The organism is Paenibacillus sp. LPE1-1-1.1 (genome assembly GCF_040676435.1).
Taxonomy (GTDB): domain Bacteria; phylum Bacillota; class Bacilli; order Paenibacillales; family Paenibacillaceae; genus Pristimantibacillus.
Window position 1 is genome coordinate 572,550 of sequence record NZ_JBEGHY010000023.1, and the last position, 19,692, is coordinate 592,241.

Annotated in this window: 18 protein-coding genes; 2 read left to right on the forward strand and 16 right to left on the reverse strand. The window is 48.4% G+C overall.

Translation table 11 applies throughout. The annotated features are described in order from the left end of the window. Positions 1-14: 14 nt before the first annotated feature. The 5 genes from MRBLPE1_RS19290 to pdhA form a co-directional block, all read right to left on the reverse strand. Positions 15-500, reverse strand: coding sequence for an acyl-CoA thioesterase (locus tag MRBLPE1_RS19290; protein WP_364148493.1), 486 nt, complete (start codon positions 498-500; stop codon positions 15-17). A 112-nt stretch (positions 501-612) separates the two neighbouring features. Then, entirely contained in the window at positions 613-2,028 is a 1,416-nt protein-coding gene (lpdA, locus tag MRBLPE1_RS19295; protein ID WP_364148496.1) for a dihydrolipoyl dehydrogenase, read from the reverse strand. Positions 2,029-2,031: 3 nt separating this feature from the next. After that, positions 2,032-3,360: a dihydrolipoamide acetyltransferase family protein gene (locus tag MRBLPE1_RS19300; RefSeq protein ID WP_364148499.1), complete on the reverse strand. Its 1,329-nt coding sequence runs from the start codon at positions 3,358-3,360 to the stop codon at positions 2,032-2,034. Positions 3,361-3,375: 15 nt separating this feature from the next. Next, positions 3,376-4,353 carry an alpha-ketoacid dehydrogenase subunit beta gene (locus MRBLPE1_RS19305; protein WP_364148502.1) on the reverse strand — a complete coding sequence of 326 codons (978 nt, stop codon included), beginning with the start codon at positions 4,351-4,353 and terminating at the stop codon, positions 3,376-3,378. A 20-nt stretch (positions 4,354-4,373) separates the two neighbouring features. After that, positions 4,374-5,441: a pyruvate dehydrogenase (acetyl-transferring) E1 component subunit alpha gene (gene pdhA / locus MRBLPE1_RS19310; RefSeq protein WP_364148504.1), complete on the reverse strand. Its 1,068-nt coding sequence runs from the start codon at positions 5,439-5,441 to the stop codon at positions 4,374-4,376. Positions 5,442-5,731: 290 nt separating this feature from the next. Here pdhA and MRBLPE1_RS19315 point away from each other — a divergent pair, with 290 nt between their 5' ends. Next, positions 5,732-6,469: an alpha/beta hydrolase gene (locus MRBLPE1_RS19315; protein ID WP_364148507.1), complete on the forward strand. Its 738-nt coding sequence runs from the start codon at positions 5,732-5,734 to the stop codon at positions 6,467-6,469. A 74-nt stretch (positions 6,470-6,543) separates the two neighbouring features. Here the strand turns inward: MRBLPE1_RS19315 and MRBLPE1_RS19320 are convergent, their stop codons facing one another. Together MRBLPE1_RS19320 and MRBLPE1_RS19325 are read right to left on the reverse strand one after the other, a co-directional pair. Beyond that, positions 6,544-7,032 (reverse strand): low molecular weight protein-tyrosine-phosphatase, encoded by a 489-nt coding sequence (locus MRBLPE1_RS19320; RefSeq protein ID WP_364148510.1) that lies wholly within the window; start codon positions 7,030-7,032, stop codon positions 6,544-6,546. After that, positions 7,029-7,670: a trimeric intracellular cation channel family protein gene (locus tag MRBLPE1_RS19325; RefSeq protein ID WP_364149749.1), complete on the reverse strand. Its 642-nt coding sequence runs from the start codon at positions 7,668-7,670 to the stop codon at positions 7,029-7,031. Before MRBLPE1_RS19325 ends, MRBLPE1_RS19320 begins: the two co-directional genes overlap by 4 nt. A 223-nt stretch (positions 7,671-7,893) precedes the next feature. On the opposite strand from MRBLPE1_RS19325, the gene MRBLPE1_RS19330 reads away from it, so the two are divergent. Next, positions 7,894-8,538, forward strand: a complete 645-nt coding sequence (locus MRBLPE1_RS19330) for a thiamine diphosphokinase (RefSeq protein WP_364148513.1) — start codon at positions 7,894-7,896, stop codon at positions 8,536-8,538. A gap of 73 nt (positions 8,539-8,611) precedes the next feature. Here the strand turns inward: MRBLPE1_RS19330 and MRBLPE1_RS19335 are convergent, their stop codons facing one another. The 9 genes from MRBLPE1_RS19335 to MRBLPE1_RS19375 all read right to left on the reverse strand — a co-directional run bounded on the left by MRBLPE1_RS19335 (position 8,612) and on the right by MRBLPE1_RS19375 (position 19,579). Continuing rightward, positions 8,612-10,585 (reverse strand): endonuclease MutS2, encoded by a 1,974-nt coding sequence (locus MRBLPE1_RS19335; protein ID WP_364148516.1) that lies wholly within the window; start codon positions 10,583-10,585, stop codon positions 8,612-8,614. A gap of 423 nt (positions 10,586-11,008) precedes the next feature. Continuing rightward, positions 11,009-11,794 carry an MBL fold metallo-hydrolase gene (locus MRBLPE1_RS19340; RefSeq protein ID WP_364148519.1) on the reverse strand — a complete coding sequence of 262 codons (786 nt, stop codon included), beginning with the start codon at positions 11,792-11,794 and terminating at the stop codon, positions 11,009-11,011. Continuing rightward, positions 11,791-12,462: a GNAT family N-acetyltransferase gene (locus MRBLPE1_RS19345; RefSeq protein WP_364149751.1), complete on the reverse strand. Its 672-nt coding sequence runs from the start codon at positions 12,460-12,462 to the stop codon at positions 11,791-11,793. The genes MRBLPE1_RS19340 and MRBLPE1_RS19345 overlap by 4 nt, the downstream gene beginning before the upstream one ends. Before the next feature lie 18 nt (positions 12,463-12,480). Beyond that, positions 12,481-13,140: a GNAT family N-acetyltransferase gene (locus tag MRBLPE1_RS19350; RefSeq protein ID WP_364148522.1), complete on the reverse strand. Its 660-nt coding sequence runs from the start codon at positions 13,138-13,140 to the stop codon at positions 12,481-12,483. Between the two features lie 40 nt (positions 13,141-13,180). Beyond that, complete coding sequence (locus tag MRBLPE1_RS19355) at positions 13,181-14,041, reverse strand: carbon-nitrogen hydrolase family protein (protein WP_364148525.1); 861 nt, start codon at positions 14,039-14,041, stop codon at positions 13,181-13,183. Positions 14,042-14,066: 25 nt separating this feature from the next. Further along, positions 14,067-15,425 (reverse strand): HAMP domain-containing sensor histidine kinase, encoded by a 1,359-nt coding sequence (locus MRBLPE1_RS19360; protein ID WP_364148527.1) that lies wholly within the window; start codon positions 15,423-15,425, stop codon positions 14,067-14,069. Then, entirely contained in the window at positions 15,422-16,120 is a 699-nt protein-coding gene (locus MRBLPE1_RS19365) for a response regulator transcription factor (RefSeq protein ID WP_364148530.1), read from the reverse strand. Before MRBLPE1_RS19365 ends, MRBLPE1_RS19360 begins: the two co-directional genes overlap by 4 nt. Positions 16,121-16,317: 197 nt before the next feature. Then, positions 16,318-17,874 carry a ribosomal protection-like ABC-F family protein gene (gene abc-f / locus MRBLPE1_RS19370; protein ID WP_364148533.1) on the reverse strand — a complete coding sequence of 519 codons (1,557 nt, stop codon included), beginning with the start codon at positions 17,872-17,874 and terminating at the stop codon, positions 16,318-16,320. An 88-nt stretch (positions 17,875-17,962) separates the two neighbouring features. Then, the gene (locus tag MRBLPE1_RS19375) at positions 17,963-19,579 is read right to left on the reverse strand and encodes a serine/threonine-protein kinase (RefSeq protein ID WP_364148536.1); all 1,617 of its coding nucleotides are present in this window, start codon (positions 19,577-19,579) and stop codon (positions 17,963-17,965) included. Positions 19,580-19,692 lie beyond the last annotated feature (113 nt).

The following is a 19,692-nucleotide window of genomic DNA, read 5'->3' on the forward strand; positions in this document are numbered from 1 at the left end:
AATTTATTATACCATTATCCGCGTTGTCTGTCCTGTTTTCGTTTTTTCCGGAGGGCATATCGCTCAGGTGCTGAAGCATGCAGCTTTTTTTCCTCATCGGTGACCGGAATAACGGTTGGGACGGTCGCCGGTTTACCGTTTTCATCTAATCCAACAAACGTAAAAAAGGCGGTAACGGTCGTTTTCCGAAGGCCGCTGAACAAATTTTCCGATATCACAGACACATAGACCTCCATGGAGCTGCGATTCGTCCAAGTAACGAATGCCTCAACCTCAATGACTTCCCCAACCCGGATCGGAGCCAGAAAATCAAGGCTGTCGGTAGAGGCGGTTACGGCCTGCATTCGCGCATGGCGCATAGCTGCGATTGCGGCTACCTTATCCATGTATTCCATAACCTTGCCGCCAAACATCGTCTCATAAGGGTTGGTATCCAGCGGAAATATAAGCTGCGTCATCGTCGTTCTGGATTCGCTTGCGGGCTTCTTCGTTTCTTCCATGTGACCGATCTCCCTTTTTTGTTGGATTGGATGCTCTAGAAGCACAAAGAGGCCCCGTCGGCTGGGGAGCCGCGTGACCTCTTTGAGCGCTTAATAACAGCGATGATTCCAATTATTTAATGAAAGTATGGATCGGGTGACCAAGCGCAACTTCAGCTGCGTCAAGCACGATCTCTCCAAGCGTTGGATGAGCATGGATCGTTAGCGCGATATCCTCGAGCGTTGCACCCATTTCGATTGCCAAAGCAAGCTCAGCGATCATATTGGAAGCTTCAAGACCGATAATTTGCGCGCCGAGTACAAGACCGGAGTCTGCATCGGATACGAGCTTCACAAAACCTTCGTTAGCGTTAAGCGACATTGCGCGTCCATTGATTGCGAACGGGAATTTGCCGACTTTAACGTTATGGCCTTTGTCTTTCGCTTCTTTCTCGCTGAGGCCAACGCTTGCGCATTCAGGATCAGAGAAGCAAACAGCTGGAACGCATTTATAATCAATCACGCTTGCTTGACCTGAAATGGCTTCAGCAGCTACTCGGCCTTCATACATTGCTTTGTGTGCAAGAGCAGGTCCTGCAATGATGTCGCCAATCGCGTAGATGTGCGGGATGTTCGTACGGCACTGCTCATCAACTTCAACTAGTCCGCGATCGGACAGCTTAACGTTGATAAGGTCAAGGCCAAGCTCGCCATCGGTATTTGGACGGCGTCCTACCGTTACAAGCAAGTAATCTGCCGTTACTTTTTCTTCTTTGTCGCCTACTGTATAAGTCACGGTAACGTCTTTATCCGTTTGCTCAGCGCCTTTTGCTTGTGCGCCGGTAATGATATCGACATTCGTGCTTTTCAGTTTCTTCGCGACGATGGAAGACATATCTTTGTCAAAGCCTGGCAAAATCGCATCCGAACCTTCGATTACGGTTACTTTAGTGCCGAATTTGGAATACATTTGGCCAAGCTCGATTCCAATGTAGCCGCCGCCGATTACAACAAGGCTCTTCGGAATTTCCGGCAAGGACAATGCGCCAGTCGAAGAAACGATACGGCCGCCGTAAGGGAATGCTTTTAGTTCGATCGGACGGGAACCCGTAGCGATAATGCAGTTTTTGAAACGGTAGCGCGGCGCTTCTTGATCGTTGAAAACACGCGCTTCGTTTTCGTTAATAAACATAACTTCGCCTTGGAAATATTGGACTTTGTTTGCTTTCAAAAGAGAAGCAACGCCGCCTGTCAATTTTTTGACGATACCCGCTTTAAACTCTTGCACTTTCGTGAAGTCAACCTTCGCTTCGCCAACTTCGATACCGAAAGCGGAAGCGTGGCTGATTGACTCATATTGATGGGAAGCAGAGATAAGTGCTTTCGATGGAATACAGCCCACATTCAAGCATACGCCGCCTACATATTCTTTATCCACGATAAGTACGTTTTGACCAAGCTGAGCAGCACGGATGGCTGCTACGTAACCGCCTGGGCCCGCACCAATGACTAGAGTGTCAATATCAAGGGAAGCATCACCTACGACCATGTCTTATACCTCCATTATGAACAATTCCGGTTGGCCCAGAAGTGTTTTGATGTAATTCATAAAATTTTGTGCCGTTGCGCCGTCGATGAGACGGTGGTCAAAGCTGAGTGAAAGTGCCATTACCGGAGCAGCTACGATCTCGCCGTTGCGCACAATTGCTTTCTCCGTAATTCTGCCCGTACCGAGAATAGCAACCTCAGGGAAGTTGATAACCGGTGTGAAGAACATGCCGCCAGCCGAACCAATGTTCGATATCGAAATCGTGCTGCCCTTCAATTCGTTGGCAGCCAGCTTGCCGTCGCGTCCGCGAGCAGCTAGATCACGAATGGAATCCGCGATTTTGAACAAGTTTTTACGGTCTGCATCTTCGATTACAGGAACGATGAGGCCGTTATCTGTATCGGTTGCGATTCCGATATTGTAATATTTGCGCAATACGATTTCTTGGTTGGCTTCATCAAGCGTCGCGTTCAAGATCGGGAACTCACGGCAAGCTGCCACGAGAGCTTTCACGATGAACGGCAAGTAAGTAAGCTTGGAGCCTTTTTTCTCTGCATAAGGCTTATATTTAGCGCGAAGAGCGACAAGCTCGGTTACGTCGACTTCGTCCATAATGGTTACGTGAGGAGCCGTGTACACCGATTTGGACATCGCATTCGCAATAATTTTACGGATACCTTTGAACGGTACGCGCTCTTCTGGACGGTAAGCCGTTCCTGAAGCCGTGATCGCCGGTTTTGCTTCGCCAGCATTTTTGGTTGCAACTTCTGCATTGCTTGACGTTTCAGCTGCTGGAGCCGCTGCATCCGCAGTAACAGCTGCAGGAGCGCCGCCAAAGCCGTTCACATCATCGCGGGTAATGCGACCGTTTTTGCCAGTTCCGCCGACTTGAGTCAGGTCTACGCCCTTCTCGCGCGCAAACTTGCGAACGCTTGGCGTTGCAAGAACTAGACCGCCAGCTGCTTTAGGAGCCGCTGCCGGAGCCGCCGCAGGCGCTTCCGCCTTAGGAGCTTCAACTGCCGGAGCCGCCGCTGCTGGAGCTTCTGCTTTAGGAGCCTCAGCTGCAGGTGCTGCTTGCTCAGGCAATTCGCCTTCCGCTTCGATCAAAGCAACAATCTCGCCAACGTGGCAGACTTGACCGTCTTTCACGCGTACTTCAAGCACTTTACCGTTTACCGGGCAAGGTACTTCAACGATCGCTTTATCGTTTTGGACTTCCATAATAATATCATCATCTGTAACCGTATCGCCGACTTTGATGTTCACTTTCACGATCTCGCCTTCGTGCAAGCCTTCGCCGAGCTCTGGGAAACGATATTCGAATTTAGCCACCGCTAGTAACCTCCTTTAAAAGTTCAATACTTTTTGAACCGCTGCAGTGACGCGCGCTACCGAAGGAAGCCACGCATCCTCAACAAGCGCAAACGGATAAACGGTATCCGGTCCAGCTACGCGAAGTACTGGAGCCTCCAAATGAAGAATGGCATGCTCGTTGATTTGAGCGATAATTTCCGCTGCTGCGCCGGAAGTTTTTTGTGCTTCTTGAACAACAATTGCACGGTTCGTCTTTTGAATGGATGCAACGATGGTTTCAATATCAAGCGGCACCAGCGTACGAAGATCGATTACCTCTACGCTCACGCCTGTTTTTTCAAGCTCTTCTGCCGCTTTAACCGAAGTATGGACCATCATTCCGTAGGTAAGGATCGTTACATCAGTACCTTCGCGGACTACGTTCGCTTTGCCGATTTCAACGGTATATTCGCCATCCGGCACGTCAGCTTTAAACGCACGGTAAAGGTTAAGGTGTTCCATGAAAAAGACAGGGTCATTATCGCGGATTGCTGAGATCATCAGCCCTTTTGCATCATAAGGATTTGAAGGAATAACGACTTTAATACCTGGCGTTTGAATAGCCAGACCCTCTAGCGAATCCGTGTGCAGCTCAGCTGCTTTTACGCCGCCGCCGAAAGGCGTACGGAAAACGATTGGTGAATTGTAACGACCGCCTGAACGGTAACGCATGCGCGCTGCTTGAACAAACATTTGGTCAAGTGCTTCATATATAAAACCAACGAATTGGATTTCTGCGATTGGGCGGAAACCTTGAAGTCCCATTCCCACTGCCATACCTGCAAGCGCGGATTCGGCAAGCGGCGTGTCGAATACGCGGTCCTCGCCAAATTCTCCTTGCAATCCTTCTGTTACGCGGAACACTCCGCCGACCTTACCTACGTCCTCACCGAAAATGACAACGTTTGAGTCGCGATTAAGTTCTACGCGCATCGCATCGCGAATTGCTTCCAACATATTCATTTGAGCCATGATCGTCTGATCCTCCTCTACTATTGAAAATCGGCCTTTTGCTCTTCCAGGTGTTTCGGCGTTGTTTCAAACATGCTATCGATCAAGCCTGCAACAGTCATTTTTTCAACTGCTTCGGTTTTTTTAATTTGCTCGTTTACCGTTGCTTTTGCTTCTTCTTTCACACGGTTTGTGTCTTCATCCGACCACAAGCCTTTTTTCTCCAAAAATTTGCCGAAGCGAACCAGCGGGTCTTTAAGCGCCCATTCTGCTTCTTCTTCTTTTGTACGGTACTTCGTAGTATCATCCGCCATGGAATGCGGACGGAAACGGTAAGTAAGCATCTCGATCAGTGTTGCGCCTTCGCCATTGCGTCCGCGTTCCGCTGCTTCTTGAACGGCTTTAATAACCGCTAGCACGTCCATGCCGTCTACTTGTACGCCTTTGATGCCGGCAGCAACTGCTTTGTGTGCAATCGACAGTGCGCCTGTTTGTTTAGAATAAGGAGTCGTAATTGCATAACCGTTGTTTTGTACGGCATAGATAACCGGTAGCTTATACGCTCCGGCAAAGTTCATACCTTCGTAGAAATCGCCTTCCGATGAACCGCCATCGCCTGTGTATGTGATAGCTACGCGCTTTTCATTTTTCTTTTTGAATGCCATGGCTACGCCAGTTGCATGCAAAATTTGTGCGCCGATAATAATTTGCGGCATAAGAACATGCACGTCGTCAGGAATACGGCCGCCCTCTTGGTGACCGCGGGAATATAAGAAAGCTTTATACATTGGCAAACCATGCCATACGATCTGAGGCATATCGCGGTAGCCAGGACAAATGAAATCATCTTTATTCAGTGCATACTCACTGCCGATCATTGACGCTTCTTGACCGGATACCGGTGCGTAGAAACCGAGGCGTCCTTGACGGCCCAGGTTAACTGCGCGCTCATCCCAAGTACGGGTAAATACCATGCGGTACATAACTTCTTTTAGTTGATCATCAGACAATGCCGGCATTAAATCCGGATTAACAACTTCCCCGTCGAGTGACAAGACAGAAAGCGGAGTTACCGGTTCCGTTTGAACTTCGTATGGCAATTTGCTCATTTTGAACGCTCACCTCAATCGAAATATTTGAAAATCGTTTACCTCTGTTATAGAATTATTATAAACCTGTTTAACGAAAATGGTCAAAGCAAAAAACAAAAAAACCTTTGTTTTTTCGCTGATTCTCATCATTATCTTAAGAAATTGTATATGCTACAGTCTTATTTTTTTACTATAACAGCATAATACAACAAGACAGAAATAGATGTGATTCCCTTGATTACCTTTCTATTGTTTACCCACAACCGTTCGTTTCCATTCAATGAATCCAAATATGAGGAGAGAAAGATATGACTGATGAACGCTATTTAAAAAGAACGATTGTGAAAGAAACCGTACCCAGCCGTTTCTTGCCTGAACAATCTCGCAATTTACGGATATTTTTACCGCCCGGCTATAACGAGGTTTTGAGCTATCCTGTCGTATACTGTCAGGACGGCGAAGATTTTTTCAATTTCGGACGGATCGCAACGACGGCTACCCGGTTGATTTTGGACGAGGGCCTAGAGCCCTTCATTATCGTCGGCGTTGATGTCGACAAAAAGCTGCGTACGGAGGAATATGCGCCAGACGGCAATCGACATGCGAACTATATCCGTTTCTTCGCCGAAGAGCTGATTCCGTTCGTCGAAGAAAGGTATGCCGTAAGAGCGGAACCCGAGCATCGCTTGCTTGCCGGTGATTCCTTGGGCGGCTCCGTATCGCTGCATCTGGCAATCGCCTATCCGCAGCTGTTTACTCGAGTGATGTCATTATCCGGCGCTTTTTACGGCGTTTCGCAAAATATCATTTCAGAGGCCGGCGATCTAAGCTGGCTGACTATTTATATGATTGTCGGGCTTCAAGAGGACGCTTATGAGACGGACCGGGGCGTGTTCGATTTCGTCGCGTTGAACCGGAACGCGAAAGCGCTGCTGGAATTGAAGCAGGCGACGATTTTCTACGAAGAGAAGGACGGCAAGCATCAATGGGGCTTCTGGCAAAAAGAACTGGACAAGGCTCTCTCTTATTTTATCGAAGTAGAATAGCTGCAAATAAAAAAAGCTGTTCCGCAGTCTCCGATACGGAGCTGCAGAACAGCTTCTTTTGATTCCTTGCAATTTTATGCTAATTTCAGATCCGCTTGGACCCGCTTCAACAGCTCCCTGCAGCCGCTGTTCACCAGCTCGTAAACAAACGGAAAGTTTCCGTCATAATAAGGATCCGGCACATCGGCAATCCCCTTATCTGGAAGCAGCTCCATGAAAGTAAACACCTTCGCGCGGCTTTCCAGGGTCCCCGCATTCTTAAGAAGCTCGCGGACATCCCGCAAATTCTTTGTATCCATGCAAACAATGTAATCAAACGTTTCGAAGTCGCTCTCCGCTACCAATCTAGCCTTCATGCCTTGATAAGATATCTGATGCTCGTCAAGGAGCTTGCGCGTTCCTTCATGGGGAGGATGGCCCAAATGCCAATCGCCGGTACCGGCAGAATCAATTTCTATGCGGTCGTTCAATCCTGCTTGCTCAACCTGGTGCCGCATGACGGCTTCAGCCATCGGGGAGCGGCAAATGTTGCCTAAGCAAACGAACAAAATACGTGCTTTCATGAGTTACCTCTTTTCTGCTGTTCATGCGCGGTGTCGATATGAAGTGACCGGCGCGGCAGCTTCCATTTGTAATATACCGAGAGCATACGGAAACTAATAATGACAACAAATAAAAATAATAGCTCCAAGGTCGATTCAAGCCAGCCGAGCCCAATGACAAGCCCTGCAAGCATAGCCCAAACGGCATAAATTTCATCCTTGAGCACCAGCGGCTTGCGTCCGGCCAATACATCGCGAATGATACCGCCGCCGATTCCCGTAAGCATTGCCGCAACGAGAACCGCGCTAAGCGGATGCTTCATCTGGGTGGCATATAACGCGCCCTGAATGGCGAAAGCGGACAAGCCGATCGCATCGAAAAAAGCTTCACTTTTGCGCCAGCGCTGAATCCATATCACCGGCAAAACAAACGCAATCGTCATCGCGATTAACGCTATTTTCAGCAGATAGCCCTGGCTCCACAGCGATGTTACCGGCATGCCGATCAAGAGATTGCGGACGACCCCTCCGCCAAATGCCGTGACCAAGCCTAATACGAATACGCCCAAAATATCGTACTCTTCCTCCATCGCAACGATCGCTCCGCTGACAGCGAACGCAATCGTCCCGATAATACTGAAAATCCCAAAAATGTCCATATCCACTGCAATGACTCCTCGCTTCCCGTCCATGAACCGGCCTGGATCGCCGGTACTTTCCTTCACCATTTTAGCTGGGAGGCAGAGGTTTCGCAACGACAAATTTCGCAGTATTCTGCGAGGCTCTGTTCGAATAATTGAACTTCCTCTGTTTTTAAGGAACAATAGGCTTTATACTTAAAATGTTTGAAGTAAAACTGCCCCGAAGAAAGGATAATACGTTATGCAGCCTCGTATCGTTATTTGCACAGGCGGTCAGCTAGGCGCCTTTGCTCTTGAATATATAAATACCGCCGATTTGCTCATTGGAGCAGATAGCGGCGCACGCTTTTTAATATCCCAGGGCTTTCGCCCGGATATCTCTATTGGTGATTTCGATTCGGTTTCGGAAGATGAGCTTGCCGTTATTCGAACGAACAGCAGTCAAACCATCGCGTGCGACCCCATTGACAAAAACTATACCGATACGGAAATGGCCGTAAGGCTTGCCTTGGATATGCAGCCGCGGGAGCTCATCCTGCTCGGCGCTCTCGGAACAAGATTCGATCACTCGCTCGCAAACGTGCACTTGCTTGCGCTAGCCGCAGAGCTCCAGGTGCCCGCAACTATCATAGACGGGCATAATAAAATAACGCTTTTAACGGACCAGGCGGCGATTGCGATTGAACAGCAAGGCTATCCGAACGTTTCGCTTCTCCCCCTCTCCTTGGAGGTAAAAGGCATTACGCTGACAGGCTTTCAATACCCGCTCACGGATGCACGATTGTCGATCGGGCAGTCTCTTGGTATCAGCAACGTACTGCTCTCGCCGGTTGGGCGCATTGAGATCAAAGAAGGGTTGTTGCTGGTCATCCAAAGCCGGGATTAGTTAAACTCAGATACAGCCGGGGCATTTGCTCCGGCTGTTTCTTCTAAGCAAATCAAGTGTACTTCAACAACAATCAATATTGCTCTTCTTCCGGCGTAACAATCGAAAGGCCATCCACATGCTTGCGTCTCATCAGCTTGCGGGCTTTTCTGTTTTCCTTGGATTCGAAAACAATGTCCAAATCATATTGCTCATCCGGATATAGCTCGGTTTTCGCGATATAAAGCTTCATGCGCTTGCGATTAAAGGTAAGCTTTTGCCCCTGGACTTGAACAATGACGTTACCTCTTTCATCGGCTGGCCGATAAACCACTCCCATCCGGTTAAGCGGGTAAATCCAGACGGCATCTCCTTTGACAAATGACTTGGCAGACGCTTTAACCGTTTCCGTATCAGTTTTTCCGCTTGTTTCCGTAATTAATACAGAAGACACCGCTCCGTCGTGTTCAGAGACTGAAAGATTTTCAGCAGAACCTTGTTGCTCGTTAAGCGCATCCGCGAAGGACTCCGAAATAACGGGTTCCTTCTTCTCCAGCAATTGCTCTGCCCGGAGCATGACTACCTCCGGCAATCCGAACCGCCTGGCTATCGCGAACGCATGGCTTTCCCCGGCCTCTCCCATCTCTAATTGATAAAGCGGCTTTAACGTTTCTGCGTCAAAGGCCATTTTTCCATTCTGGCATCCTGCTGTGCGAGCGGCGAATGCTTTAATTTCGTTAAAATGAGTCGTAGCCGCTGCTAATGCCCCTCGCTTCAGCAGCTCCTCCAATAAAGCGATAGAGAGCGAGATTCCTTCTGTAGGATCCGTTCCCGCTGCTAGCTCATCAAGCAATAACAGCGACCTAGGACTGGCAGCTTCGAGCATTTCCTTCAGCACGGTGATGTGAGAGGAGAAAGTGCTTAACGATTGCTCCAGATTTTGACCATCGCCTACATCCGCAAGGACATGCTGGAATATACCGATTTCGCTACCTTCACCCGCGGGGACCAACAGCCCCGATTGCACCATGAGCGCAAACAAGCCAATCGTTTTCAAGGTTACGGTTTTACCGCCCGTATTGGGTCCCGTAATAATCAGCTGCTTCCATCTATAACCAAGCTCTACATGAAGCGGTATGCTCTTTTGGCCCAGCAGCGGATGGCGAGCACTCACAAGACGGATGACCGGCTGCTCGGACAGCTTGATTTTATTCCCGCCATAAGAACGTGAAAGCTTGGCACGGGCCGTAATAAAATCAAAGGCAGCCATCGCCTCTACATTGCGAAAGAGCTCGGAGGAAAACGACTCTGCCAGCTCTGATAACCGTGCTAAAATGACCGTACGCTCCCTTTCCTCTTCCGCTTTCCATTGCTGCAGCTCGACTTGAAGGTCTGCCACATCGAGCGGCTCGACAAACAAGGTCTGTCCGCTCGCGGATTCGTCCCATACGGTTCCGGGAACCTGTTTGCGAAGCTCTCTTTTGACGGCTATGACAAACCGGTCTCGACGCTTGCTAATGACCGACTCCTGCAAGGAAAATTTATATTTGTTTACGGCATGCTCCATTTTCTTATGGATTTTATCTTCAGATGCGTAAATATGCCTGCGGATATAAGCAAGATCAGTGCTCGCTTGATCCGTAATTAAACCGTACCGCAGGCAGCGGTTCAATTCTTCACGCAGATCGGGGCAATCATACATGGATTCAGCATAGGAAGCTATCGTTGGAGCGATATCGCGCTTGCTGTTCATATATTTTTTCATTTGCACGACAGATCTCAGCCATACGGACAATTGCTCCAATTCTTGTTCGTGATAAATCCTTCCTTTGCCCAGGAGAGCCAGAAACGGATCGATACCGTCCATCGCGGATAACGGGATGCTTGCTCCACTTCCAAGCAGCTGCGCCGCTTCCTCCGTCTCCTGCAGCCATGCCTCAACCTGACGTTGCTTTACGCTGGGCTCGTGACGTTCAGCTAATTGCCGACCCGCCGGCGATACGGTATAGCTAATCATAGCTTCTTTCACTTTATCAAATTCTAATCTTCTCCAAGATGCTTCATTCATTTTTATTGCCTCCTCTGATTTTGAATAAAAAAAAGACAGAAATAGAACGCGGGTGCGTTCCACTTCTGTCTCAATCGACTAAGCTCCAATCCCCTTTTCAAACGCTCGCAATCGACGTCTTCCTGAAAATGGGTATAAAAAAACCGCGCTGCGTGAGCACGGTGATTGGGCCGCTGTCGAATAGCTTCAGGCGGGAATCCTCATGTCCATAACTCTTGGCGCCAGATCACGAAATAGAGCCTCGCAGCAGGGCATAAAAACGCCGAGCCTCCGTCGCAAGACCAAATCATATCTGACCATATCCAATTTATGAGTTAAGGACACCAGCAAACATTAAGATTTCCCCTTTAAGCGTAATAATAAAAAGGTTTCTTCCATAATATACAAAAAAGACGAGCTGTTTGTCAAGCCTAAGGTTTTTCGTTATCGCACTTGCAGGTCAATCTTTAAGCCTGTATGGGCAAAACGCATCTGCTCAGGCAGCTCATAGTTTTTTTGAAGATCAATGTCATGAGACATATGCGTGAGTAACGTTCGTTTAGGATTCCATTTACGGACTAGCTCGACCGCTTCGAGCACGTCATAAACAGATCTTGTTTCATAGGCAAAAGGCTCATGATAAAAGCTTGTTCCAAGCACAAGCAAATCCAATGCAGCCAGCTTTGCTTGCTGCTCGTCTGTTAAGCCGATCGAGTCGGAACAATATACCCACTTATAGCCGGTATCCCTATTCTCGAAGCGAAAAGCATAGGCATATCCATTTTTTCCGTGATTGACTCTCCAGCTGGATACCTGCCATTTACCCAATTGAATCGGTTGGTCAAAGGACTCAAATTGAATCTGGTTACCCAGCCATGGAAAACGGTCGAGGATCTCTTTAATCACTTCAGACGGTGCATAGGCTAAGCCTCTTTTAGTGGTCCAGCGGCAAGCATCGGCCCATTCGACTAGACCGCCGATATGATCAAAATGAGCATGCGTAATGAGAAGCGTATCTATCTTCCGCAATTCGGCTGCCTCTAATTGCTTTGCGAAATCAGGTCCGCAGTCAATCCAGACCGTTCCTGCATCCTCATCCTCTATTTGGACAGATGAACGCAGGCGACGGTTGATCCCTGTATTTCTAGCTTCCGCGCACACCTCGCAATCGCAATAAATGCGCGGAACGCCCATGGAATCGCCGGTGCCCCTAAAAATAAGCTCCGTCATAACGGCAAAAGCCCTAATGTACCCGCTGCACGAACCTGTTCAATCATGCGAATCCATTCCTCCGGCTTATTCGGCAGAGCTGCATAATACCCTTCTAGAAATTCCGCAACTAAGTCAGCGTCGATGGAAGACATTTCCTCATCTTGCGGCAGGAAGCATAGATCCAATTCGGAAACGGCATGACCTTCATGGTCCCATGACGGGTGTACATAGGCGAGGTCGATCCGCTTATAACCGATATGCGAGAGCACTTCGCGGCGAACAAACGGATTCATTGGCGAAACGCCGCCGAAAGCATGCTCTTCTGCACGGTAAGGATCATACACCTCCGCAAACATTCCGATTGGCGTCGTACCCGATTGCCCGGCCAACTTAGCTAAATCACGCTCCCGGTTGCGAAGCAGAAATCTTCCTATTCCAAGCGAAGGCTTGCCAATTATCGTAAAATCAGTCATCGCTACGCGCAGCTCCGGATAGTAACGATATTCCGTTGATCCGACTACTTCTCCCTCATGAATGGCAGCATAGACGTGAATCGTTGGATCCTCGAGCGGCTCCCGCCAAAGCTCATAGGCAAGTACTTCCTCCGGCGGAAAAATCGTTTGCAAAAGCTTATGTAAGGAAGCAAAATAAGAATCCTCGATGGATGTAATCCGATGGTAGGTCAGCATATTCGTAGATCTCCTTTATTTGAATGGATTGCGCCATTCCATAATGGCAGCGCAGTTATTTGACTGTTCATCTTCTAAATATTCGCGGGCAATGCCGACTGGCATTCGGCCGCATCGCAGCAAAAAGGTTAAAACAGGATCCTTCCATTCCCCGGTCAGCACTTTTTCCAAATAGGCTTCTGGCGTAACATCTTGGGCATGCGGTCCATAACCAGGCATGCGTCCGCCACCGAGCAGCCTGACGAGTCCAAGCTGAACAACGGTTTCATACATCGACTGCATCAGCCATTTGCCAATCCCTGTTTGCCTGAATTCCGGAATCACGCAAATATCTACGATATAGAGCGTGTCCCCTTCCGGATTGTGATTGCGAATATATCCGCCGGCGGTAACCGTTTCCCAATTATGCGAATGGCCATAGTCCTGCATATTAACCAAGAGTCCGGTCATTGAGCCAATCAGGATGCCGTCAACCTCTGCACATAAAGCGCCATCCGGAAAACGTTTGACGTGTTCGGAAAGCTGATCGATATTCCACAGCAGCTCCTCAGGGAATGGGGGAGGAAAGCTTAAGCGTTGAACATCGATTAAAGCTTCGAAATCAGCTTGAGAATAATTGCGTATCACTGCTTTTTGAGGCTTGCCTTTTACAAATAAGTACAGGTCTTTGCGCATCCCAAGCCGCCTTCCGATGAAAAATGAATAATAATTGCAGTTAATTCCAGTCTGTATATAAATCCGTACGACGGTCGCGCCAAGTGGTTACGGCACCTCTCAGCCTCACTTCTTCCAGCAGCGCCAAATCCAAATCCGCTACGACGAGCATATCGTCATTTATGATTCCTTCGCTTAAAATGCCTGCCGGCGGGAAAGGAATATCATTAGGCGCGATCACTGCGGCTTGTCCAAAATTCGCTCGCATGAGATCTACCTTGCGAAGCGAACCTACCGTACCCGTGGTGACAATATAGATTTGGTTTTCAACGGCTCTGGCATGACAGCAATACCTCACCCGGTAGAAGCCATGACGGTCATCTGTGCAGGAAGGGCAGAAAATGACGTCTGCTCCCTTTGCCCGAGCCATCCGGACGATTTCCGGAAATTCAATATCGTAACAGGTTAGCATGGCAATGGTGCCGTATTCCGTTTCGAAAACTTCAAGAGCTTCGCCAGCCGACATGTTCCAGCCTTCTACTTCCGAGGGCGTAATATGGATTTTATGCTGCACATCGACTTTACCGCTTGGATGAAACAGATGGGCAGCATTTCTCAAGCTATCGTCAGCCGTTTTGATCACATGGGTTCCGCCTATGATATAAACGCCGTATTCAGCGGACAAGGAACGGAATAAACGTAAATAATCATCCGTGAAATCAGGCAGGCGGTCGATTGACAGCGCTTTGCCATGTTCATCGCCGATAGACATTAATTGCGTCGTAAAAAACTCTGGAAATAAGATAAATTGAACGTCGTATTCTGATGCATTTCGCACATAATGAGTCACTTGCTCCGCGAATTGTTCAAATGAATCAATGTCTGCCAGCTTATATTGTATAGCTGCCGTACGGAATTTCATTATTGAACCTGCCTCCCTCTTTAGGTTATTGTTTGCGCTGTTTGAACTGCAAAGTAATCGTCGTGCCTAAATCAGGCAGGCTAAAAACATCTACTTTTCCCTCATGCAGATCAATGATCCGTTTCGCGATCGATAGTCCAAGACCCACGCCCCCGGTCGCGCGGCTTCTTGCCCCGTCAACCCGATAAAAGCGTTCGAACAGATGGGGAATCTCATTTTCCGGAATACCCATTCCTTTATCCTTAACTTCGATCTTCACGATATGCCTAACGAGCGTAATCGTGATGTCGATCGGATCTTTCGAATATTTGATGGCATTGTCCAGAAGAATGACCAGAAGCTGCCTAATCTTATCCTTGTCGCCGACCATCCGCACAACCTTGGACATCGCCTTCACTCGTATAGGCCGTCCAAACGTCGTTTGAAGCATCGTCGCCAGTTCATCAACCACCTGCACCACATCGAAGAGCTCCTGACGCAGCCAATCCTCTTGTTCGGCCTCCGCCAGCATCAGCATCGATTTCGTCAGATTCTGCAGCCGATTAGCTTCTTTATCAATAGCTTCGATCGCTTCATCCCGCAAATTCTCGTCATCCCGTCCCCAACGCTTCAGCATGCCTGCATAGCTGCTGATAACGGTTAGCGGTGTTTTGAGCTCATGCGAGGCATCTGCAACGAACTGCTTTTGTTTAGCAAAGGTGCGATCAAGCCGCTCGATCATTTGATTAAATGCGCGGACGAGCTGCAGCAGCTCCGCGGATTCTTCACGGCTGCTCAGCTCGATCTGCCTAAGCTTGCCGCTGCGGTCGATTTCTCTCATGGTATTGACCATTTGTTGAATAGGCGCCGTCAATCTGGATGTAAACCAATAGGTCCCGAAAATGGCAAACAAGATCGCCCCGCCGCTGGTCACGCTAAGCGCTGCGACCAATACCTGCAAGTAATTATCAAGCTCATCCAAAATCCGATTAACCTCAAGCATCGCAATGACGCGGTTACCGTCATATAACGGAACCCGCATGAACAGGATGCGCTCTCCGCCTTTCGTGATCATCCCCGTATGGTGATGGGTCTCAAAGGCGGCTGGCAGCTCCTGAAGCAGCTCGTCCGAGCCGGTAATATTGACTACTCTGTTATTAGGCGCAATTATGCGGATCATTTCATTTACGTTGTAATACTCATTGAGCAGCTCCGGATAATTCAATCCTCGACCGCTTTGAATTCGGGGATTCTCGAGCATGAGATTCACCTTATTCGCGATAACCTCTTCTTCGCTTTCCGTCGTAATTTTGATGACGTAGAAATAGACGAAAATATTAAAGAGGATCAAAATAAAGATAAGCCAGAATATCGTAAAAAGCGTAAACCGTTTGCGCAGTGTCATGCGTCCGGCTCCTTAATCATATAGCCCACTCCCCGCACCGTATGGATCAGCTTATGACGGTACCCCTTGTCCAGCTTCTGGCGCAGATAACGGATATAAACATCGACGAGATTCGTTTCGCCAATAAAATCGTAACCCCAAACCTCGGATAAAATATCCTCGCGGGATTTTTCGTCGTTTTTATTTTCTACGAGATAAACGAGCAGCTCAAACTCACGGGGCGTCAATTCGATTAAAATATCCTTGCGGTACACTTTGCGAGTCCGCAGCTCAATCGTCAAATCGCCGACCTTAATCATGTCCGAGCCTTCCGCTTCCTTCGGATATTGCTGGAATATACGCAGGATGTTGCGGACGCGGGCCAGCAGCTCCTCCATCGCAAACGGTTTTGTAATATAATCATTGGCACCGTGTTCGAAGCCGCTAACCTTGTCCGGAACGGTATCCCGCGCCGTTAATAATATAATAGGTACCGGATTCCCGGCTTGCCTTAATAATCGCAATACTTCAATACCGCTCATCTCGGGAAGCATCACATCGAGCAGAACCAGCTCCCATTCCCCTGTAGATGCCATTTCATAACCTTTGCGGCCATCGGCTGCCGTGCCTACCGTATAGCCCTCATGCTCCAGTTCCAGCTGAAGTATACGAGAAATACCAGCTTCATCTTCTACGACAAGAATTCGTTCTTTCATCTTAGAGGTACACCTGCTTCCAGTTGTAAATAATCGAATTGCATATTAAACTTCATGGCATTCTCCTGCAAGAATGCTTAAATTTATCATAATGAAGACGTTTCGCAAATGCAAGTAAGCCGATCTACTGAAAGAGTAGACCGGCGATCGCCGCGAGCGTTGACGCTTGCCGCAGCTTACTTTGCCATAGCTTTATATTAGATCTGGTTTTGCATCGCCCATGATTCAACATCCCAGGTTTTGGTTACCCAATCTCCATAAAATTCAGGTTCATGGGATACGAGCACAACGGTACCTTTGTAAGCCTTAAGCGCTCGTTTTAATTCGGCTTTAGCGACCACATCCAAATGGTTCGTCGGCTCATCGAACAAAATCCAGTTGCTCTCGCGCATCATCAGCTTGCAAATACGCACCTTAGCTTGTTCTCCCCCGCTCAGCTGGTTAAGCGCGCGGGTAATATGCTCGTTCTTTAAGCCGCAGCGTGCAAGAGCAGCGCGCACTTCATGCTGGTTCATGAAGGAAAACTCATTCCAAACATCCTCAAGCGGCGTCATCGTCGGCGCTTTTGCTTCCTGTTCAAAGTAGGCCGGATTTAAATAATCGCCTAGATACGTCTTGCCGTCCAGCGGCGGGATAACGCCGAGTATTGTTTTTAGCAGCGTTGATTTGCCGACACCGTTACAACCGACGATTGCAATTTTGTCACCCCGTTCAATGACCATGCTCATCTCCGGCAAAAGCGGCCGGTTATAACCGATAACCATACCTTCTGCCTCAAATACGGTTTTACCGCTCGTTCTGGATTCTTTGAATTGAAAAGTTGGTTTTGCTGCTTCCTCAGGCTTGTCGATACGGTCGATGCGGTCCAACTGCTTCTCCCGGCTCTTCGCCCGGCCCGATGTCGAAGCGCGAGCCTTATTCTTTTGTATAAACTCTTCCTGCTTCTTGATAAAATCCTTCTGTTTCTCATAAGCGTCGATATGCTGCGCTTTGTTCAAATCAGCCATCTCAAGGAATTTATCGTAATTCGCTGAATAGCGGGTCAGCTTCGTGAATTCAAGATGGTAAATAACGTTAACGACCTGATTCATAAAGCTAGTTTCATGCGAGATAAGAACAAAAGCATGCGGATAATTTTTCAGGTAGTTGGTCAACCAATTGATATGCTCTTCATCCAAGTAGTTCGTCGGCTCATCGAGCAGCAGTACGCCTGGCTTCTCAAGGAGCAGCTTGGCTAGGAGAACCTTGGTCCGTTGCCCCCCGCTGAGAGCTGTTACGTCGCGGTCTAGACCGATTGCATTTAAGCCCAATCCGTTTGCCATTTCATCGACCTTTACATCGATCAAATAAAAGTCGCCGATTTCCAGCTCCTCTTGGATCTCGCCCATACGCACGAGCAGCTCGTCAAGCGTATCTGCATCGGCGTCACCCATTTGCGATGCGATGTTGTTTAATTCTTCTTCTAAAAGAAGCATAGGAAGAAAAGCATCCTTCAGCACGTCACGGATGGTTTTGCCCGCTTCAAGCTTCGTGTGCTGGTCCAAATAGCCATATCGAACGCGAGGCGTCCATTCCACCTTGCCTTCATCCTTTAATAATTTACCCGTCAAAATATTCATGAGCGTCGATTTGCCGGTTCCGTTCGCGCCGACAAGACCGACATGCTCCCCCGCCAGCAAACGGAAGGATACGTTTCTAAACAATACCCTGTCCCCAAACGTATGTGATAATTGCTCAACTGTTAACAAACTCATTTTCGTCTTTATCTCCATTCATATATAAACCATATTCAACCCATGCGTATTCACTCTTTTTGCCCGTATTATTGTACCACATAAATGATCATCCTGTGTTCATTTCATTGTAAAGCAGCTTTAAAATGGGCGATAACGCTAGTTTTAGACTTTTATTGAGACGTTTGTCGTCGGTTGCCCACAGCCCGCGCCACTGCAAGGAGAGCATCGTCTCCTCCGGCAGTTTAGGCACGATGGCCACCGGACGACCTGGAAATAGATGCAGCCATTCGGTTCGGCCGTAAAAAGCAATATCCTTATTCGCAATGAAAAGCAGTCGAGCGTTGGTTGATTCCAGCTCATTCTTCAAATCAACCAGCTTCCTCAGCTCGCTTCTTTGCCATTTCACAACGGCCGGATCGCCCACCACTATCACAAGTGTCGCTTGCTTCATGAGCTGCCACGCACGCGGTTCCGTCCATTTTCCCGATATGTCGATTAAATTTATCGAAGCGCCTGCTTGGCGAAGCATTTGCTCAAAGCGATGATCATCATGCCTAATATCTGAACGATGTTCCGGCTTCAACGCAAACCAATTCAGAGAAGCCTGATCAAGTTTATAACGCTCGTACCGAAGATCCAGCGCGTAATGATCCTGCACCACGTTCGCGTTCTCGCTCAGCCTTTTATTTCCGGAAAGCCATGCATGCCATTCCGGCCTTGCATGTTCATATTCGGCTGCCGTAACGGAATCTTGACCGGATGCCAACAGATTAGCAAGCGCATGCGTGATGAAGGTTGCGCCCGATCCGGGCGCAAGTGAAAGAAGGCACACGAAATGCTGTCCATAATAAGGGTTGTGATCCGCAATCAATTTCATTTCTTCGTTAAAACCTTGGGATTGCGCAAACGGCGCAAGCGCCTCTTCAACCTCCTGCATGGAACGGTATCGCATCCTCGGATCCGATTGCAGCAAGCATCGCAGCATCTTTTTGAAAGGATTCGGGATATTGCGAGACAGGTGCCCAATAGGATCCCTGCTGTCTATATTCCCTTCGTTGTATCGGTAAATCATCCCTCCGCTCGCCATAAAAAACAAGAGTGCTCCAAAACCGTATATATCCGTTTTTTCATCGCTTTGTCCTTTTCCTGCTTGCTCCGGCGCTGCAAAACCTAAGGTTCCCAGCCGGTCCGTATCCTGCTCTTTCCCCAGCTTGTATTGACGGGATATGCCGAAATCAATCAGCTTAACCTTCCTTTTGGAATCGATCATCACATTCGAAGGTTTTAAATCCCGATGAATGATCGGCGGATCATTCGCATGTAAATAACGGAGCGCCGAGCAAAGCTGCAAAGCAATTTCCATTATTTGCGCAAATGTCAGGATAGCGCTCTTTGTGCGGTATAGTTCAGCTATCGTATGCCCCTCAATGTATTCCATAACGAGCGCTTCAAATCCATGCTCGCTCGGTGGATAATAATCTACGATTAATGGCAAATGCTGATGACTAATTCTCATCAGCATTTGTGCTTCTTCCGCGTATCTGCCATTTCCGGGTATCGGAGCAATGACTTTAATCGCCCGGAGCTTATTGGCAAGCCTCAAATCATCCGCAGCGTACACGATCCCCATTCCGCCACGTCCCAGAACTCCAACGATCCGATAACGGTCATCAATTACCGTTCCGATCGGATACGGGTCAAACAGCCCTGCCATGCCCTTCATCATAGACTCCCTTAAGAACAAAAAAAGCATCCCGACACCGTTTGCTAAATTCACAAACGGCATCAGGATGCTTTCCCGATCCATCTTTTATTAGTGCAACTTTATCATAAAAG

What these genes read in the sequence shown, in the direction of transcription:
- MRBLPE1_RS19315 (WP_364148507.1), top strand. Translation starts at nt 5,732, where the DNA reads ATGACTGATGAACGCTATTTAAAAAGAACGATTGTGAAAGAAACCGTA.
- abc-f (WP_364148533.1), bottom strand. Translation starts at nt 17,874, where the DNA reads ATGAGTTTGTTAACAGTTGAGCAATTATCACATACGTTTGGGGACAGG.
- MRBLPE1_RS19320 (WP_364148510.1), bottom strand. Translation starts at nt 7,032, where the DNA reads ATGAAAGCACGTATTTTGTTCGTTTGCTTAGGCAACATTTGCCGCTCC.
- MRBLPE1_RS19335 (WP_364148516.1), bottom strand. Translation starts at nt 10,585, where the DNA reads ATGAATGAAGCATCTTGGAGAAGATTAGAATTTGATAAAGTGAAAGAA.
- MRBLPE1_RS19305 (WP_364148502.1), bottom strand. Translation starts at nt 4,353, where the DNA reads ATGGCTCAAATGAATATGTTGGAAGCAATTCGCGATGCGATGCGCGTA.
- MRBLPE1_RS19325 (WP_364149749.1), bottom strand. Translation starts at nt 7,670, where the DNA reads ATGGACATTTTTGGGATTTTCAGTATTATCGGGACGATTGCGTTCGCT.
- MRBLPE1_RS19355 (WP_364148525.1), bottom strand. Translation starts at nt 14,041, where the DNA reads ATGAAATTCCGTACGGCAGCTATACAATATAAGCTGGCAGACATTGAT.
- MRBLPE1_RS19340 (WP_364148519.1), bottom strand. Translation starts at nt 11,794, where the DNA reads ATGACGGAGCTTATTTTTAGGGGCACCGGCGATTCCATGGGCGTTCCG.
- MRBLPE1_RS19375 (WP_364148536.1), bottom strand. Translation starts at nt 19,579, where the DNA reads ATGAAGGGCATGGCAGGGCTGTTTGACCCGTATCCGATCGGAACGGTA.
- MRBLPE1_RS19360 (WP_364148527.1), bottom strand. Translation starts at nt 15,425, where the DNA reads ATGACACTGCGCAAACGGTTTACGCTTTTTACGATATTCTGGCTTATC.
- lpdA (WP_364148496.1), bottom strand. Translation starts at nt 2,028, where the DNA reads ATGGTCGTAGGTGATGCTTCCCTTGATATTGACACTCTAGTCATTGGT.
- MRBLPE1_RS19365 (WP_364148530.1), bottom strand. Translation starts at nt 16,120, where the DNA reads ATGAAAGAACGAATTCTTGTCGTAGAAGATGAAGCTGGTATTTCTCGT.
- MRBLPE1_RS19290 (WP_364148493.1), bottom strand. Translation starts at nt 500, where the DNA reads ATGGAAGAAACGAAGAAGCCCGCAAGCGAATCCAGAACGACGATGACG.
- MRBLPE1_RS19350 (WP_364148522.1), bottom strand. Translation starts at nt 13,140, where the DNA reads ATGCGCAAAGACCTGTACTTATTTGTAAAAGGCAAGCCTCAAAAAGCA.
- MRBLPE1_RS19330 (WP_364148513.1), top strand. Translation starts at nt 7,894, where the DNA reads ATGCAGCCTCGTATCGTTATTTGCACAGGCGGTCAGCTAGGCGCCTTT.
- pdhA (WP_364148504.1), bottom strand. Translation starts at nt 5,441, where the DNA reads ATGAGCAAATTGCCATACGAAGTTCAAACGGAACCGGTAACTCCGCTT.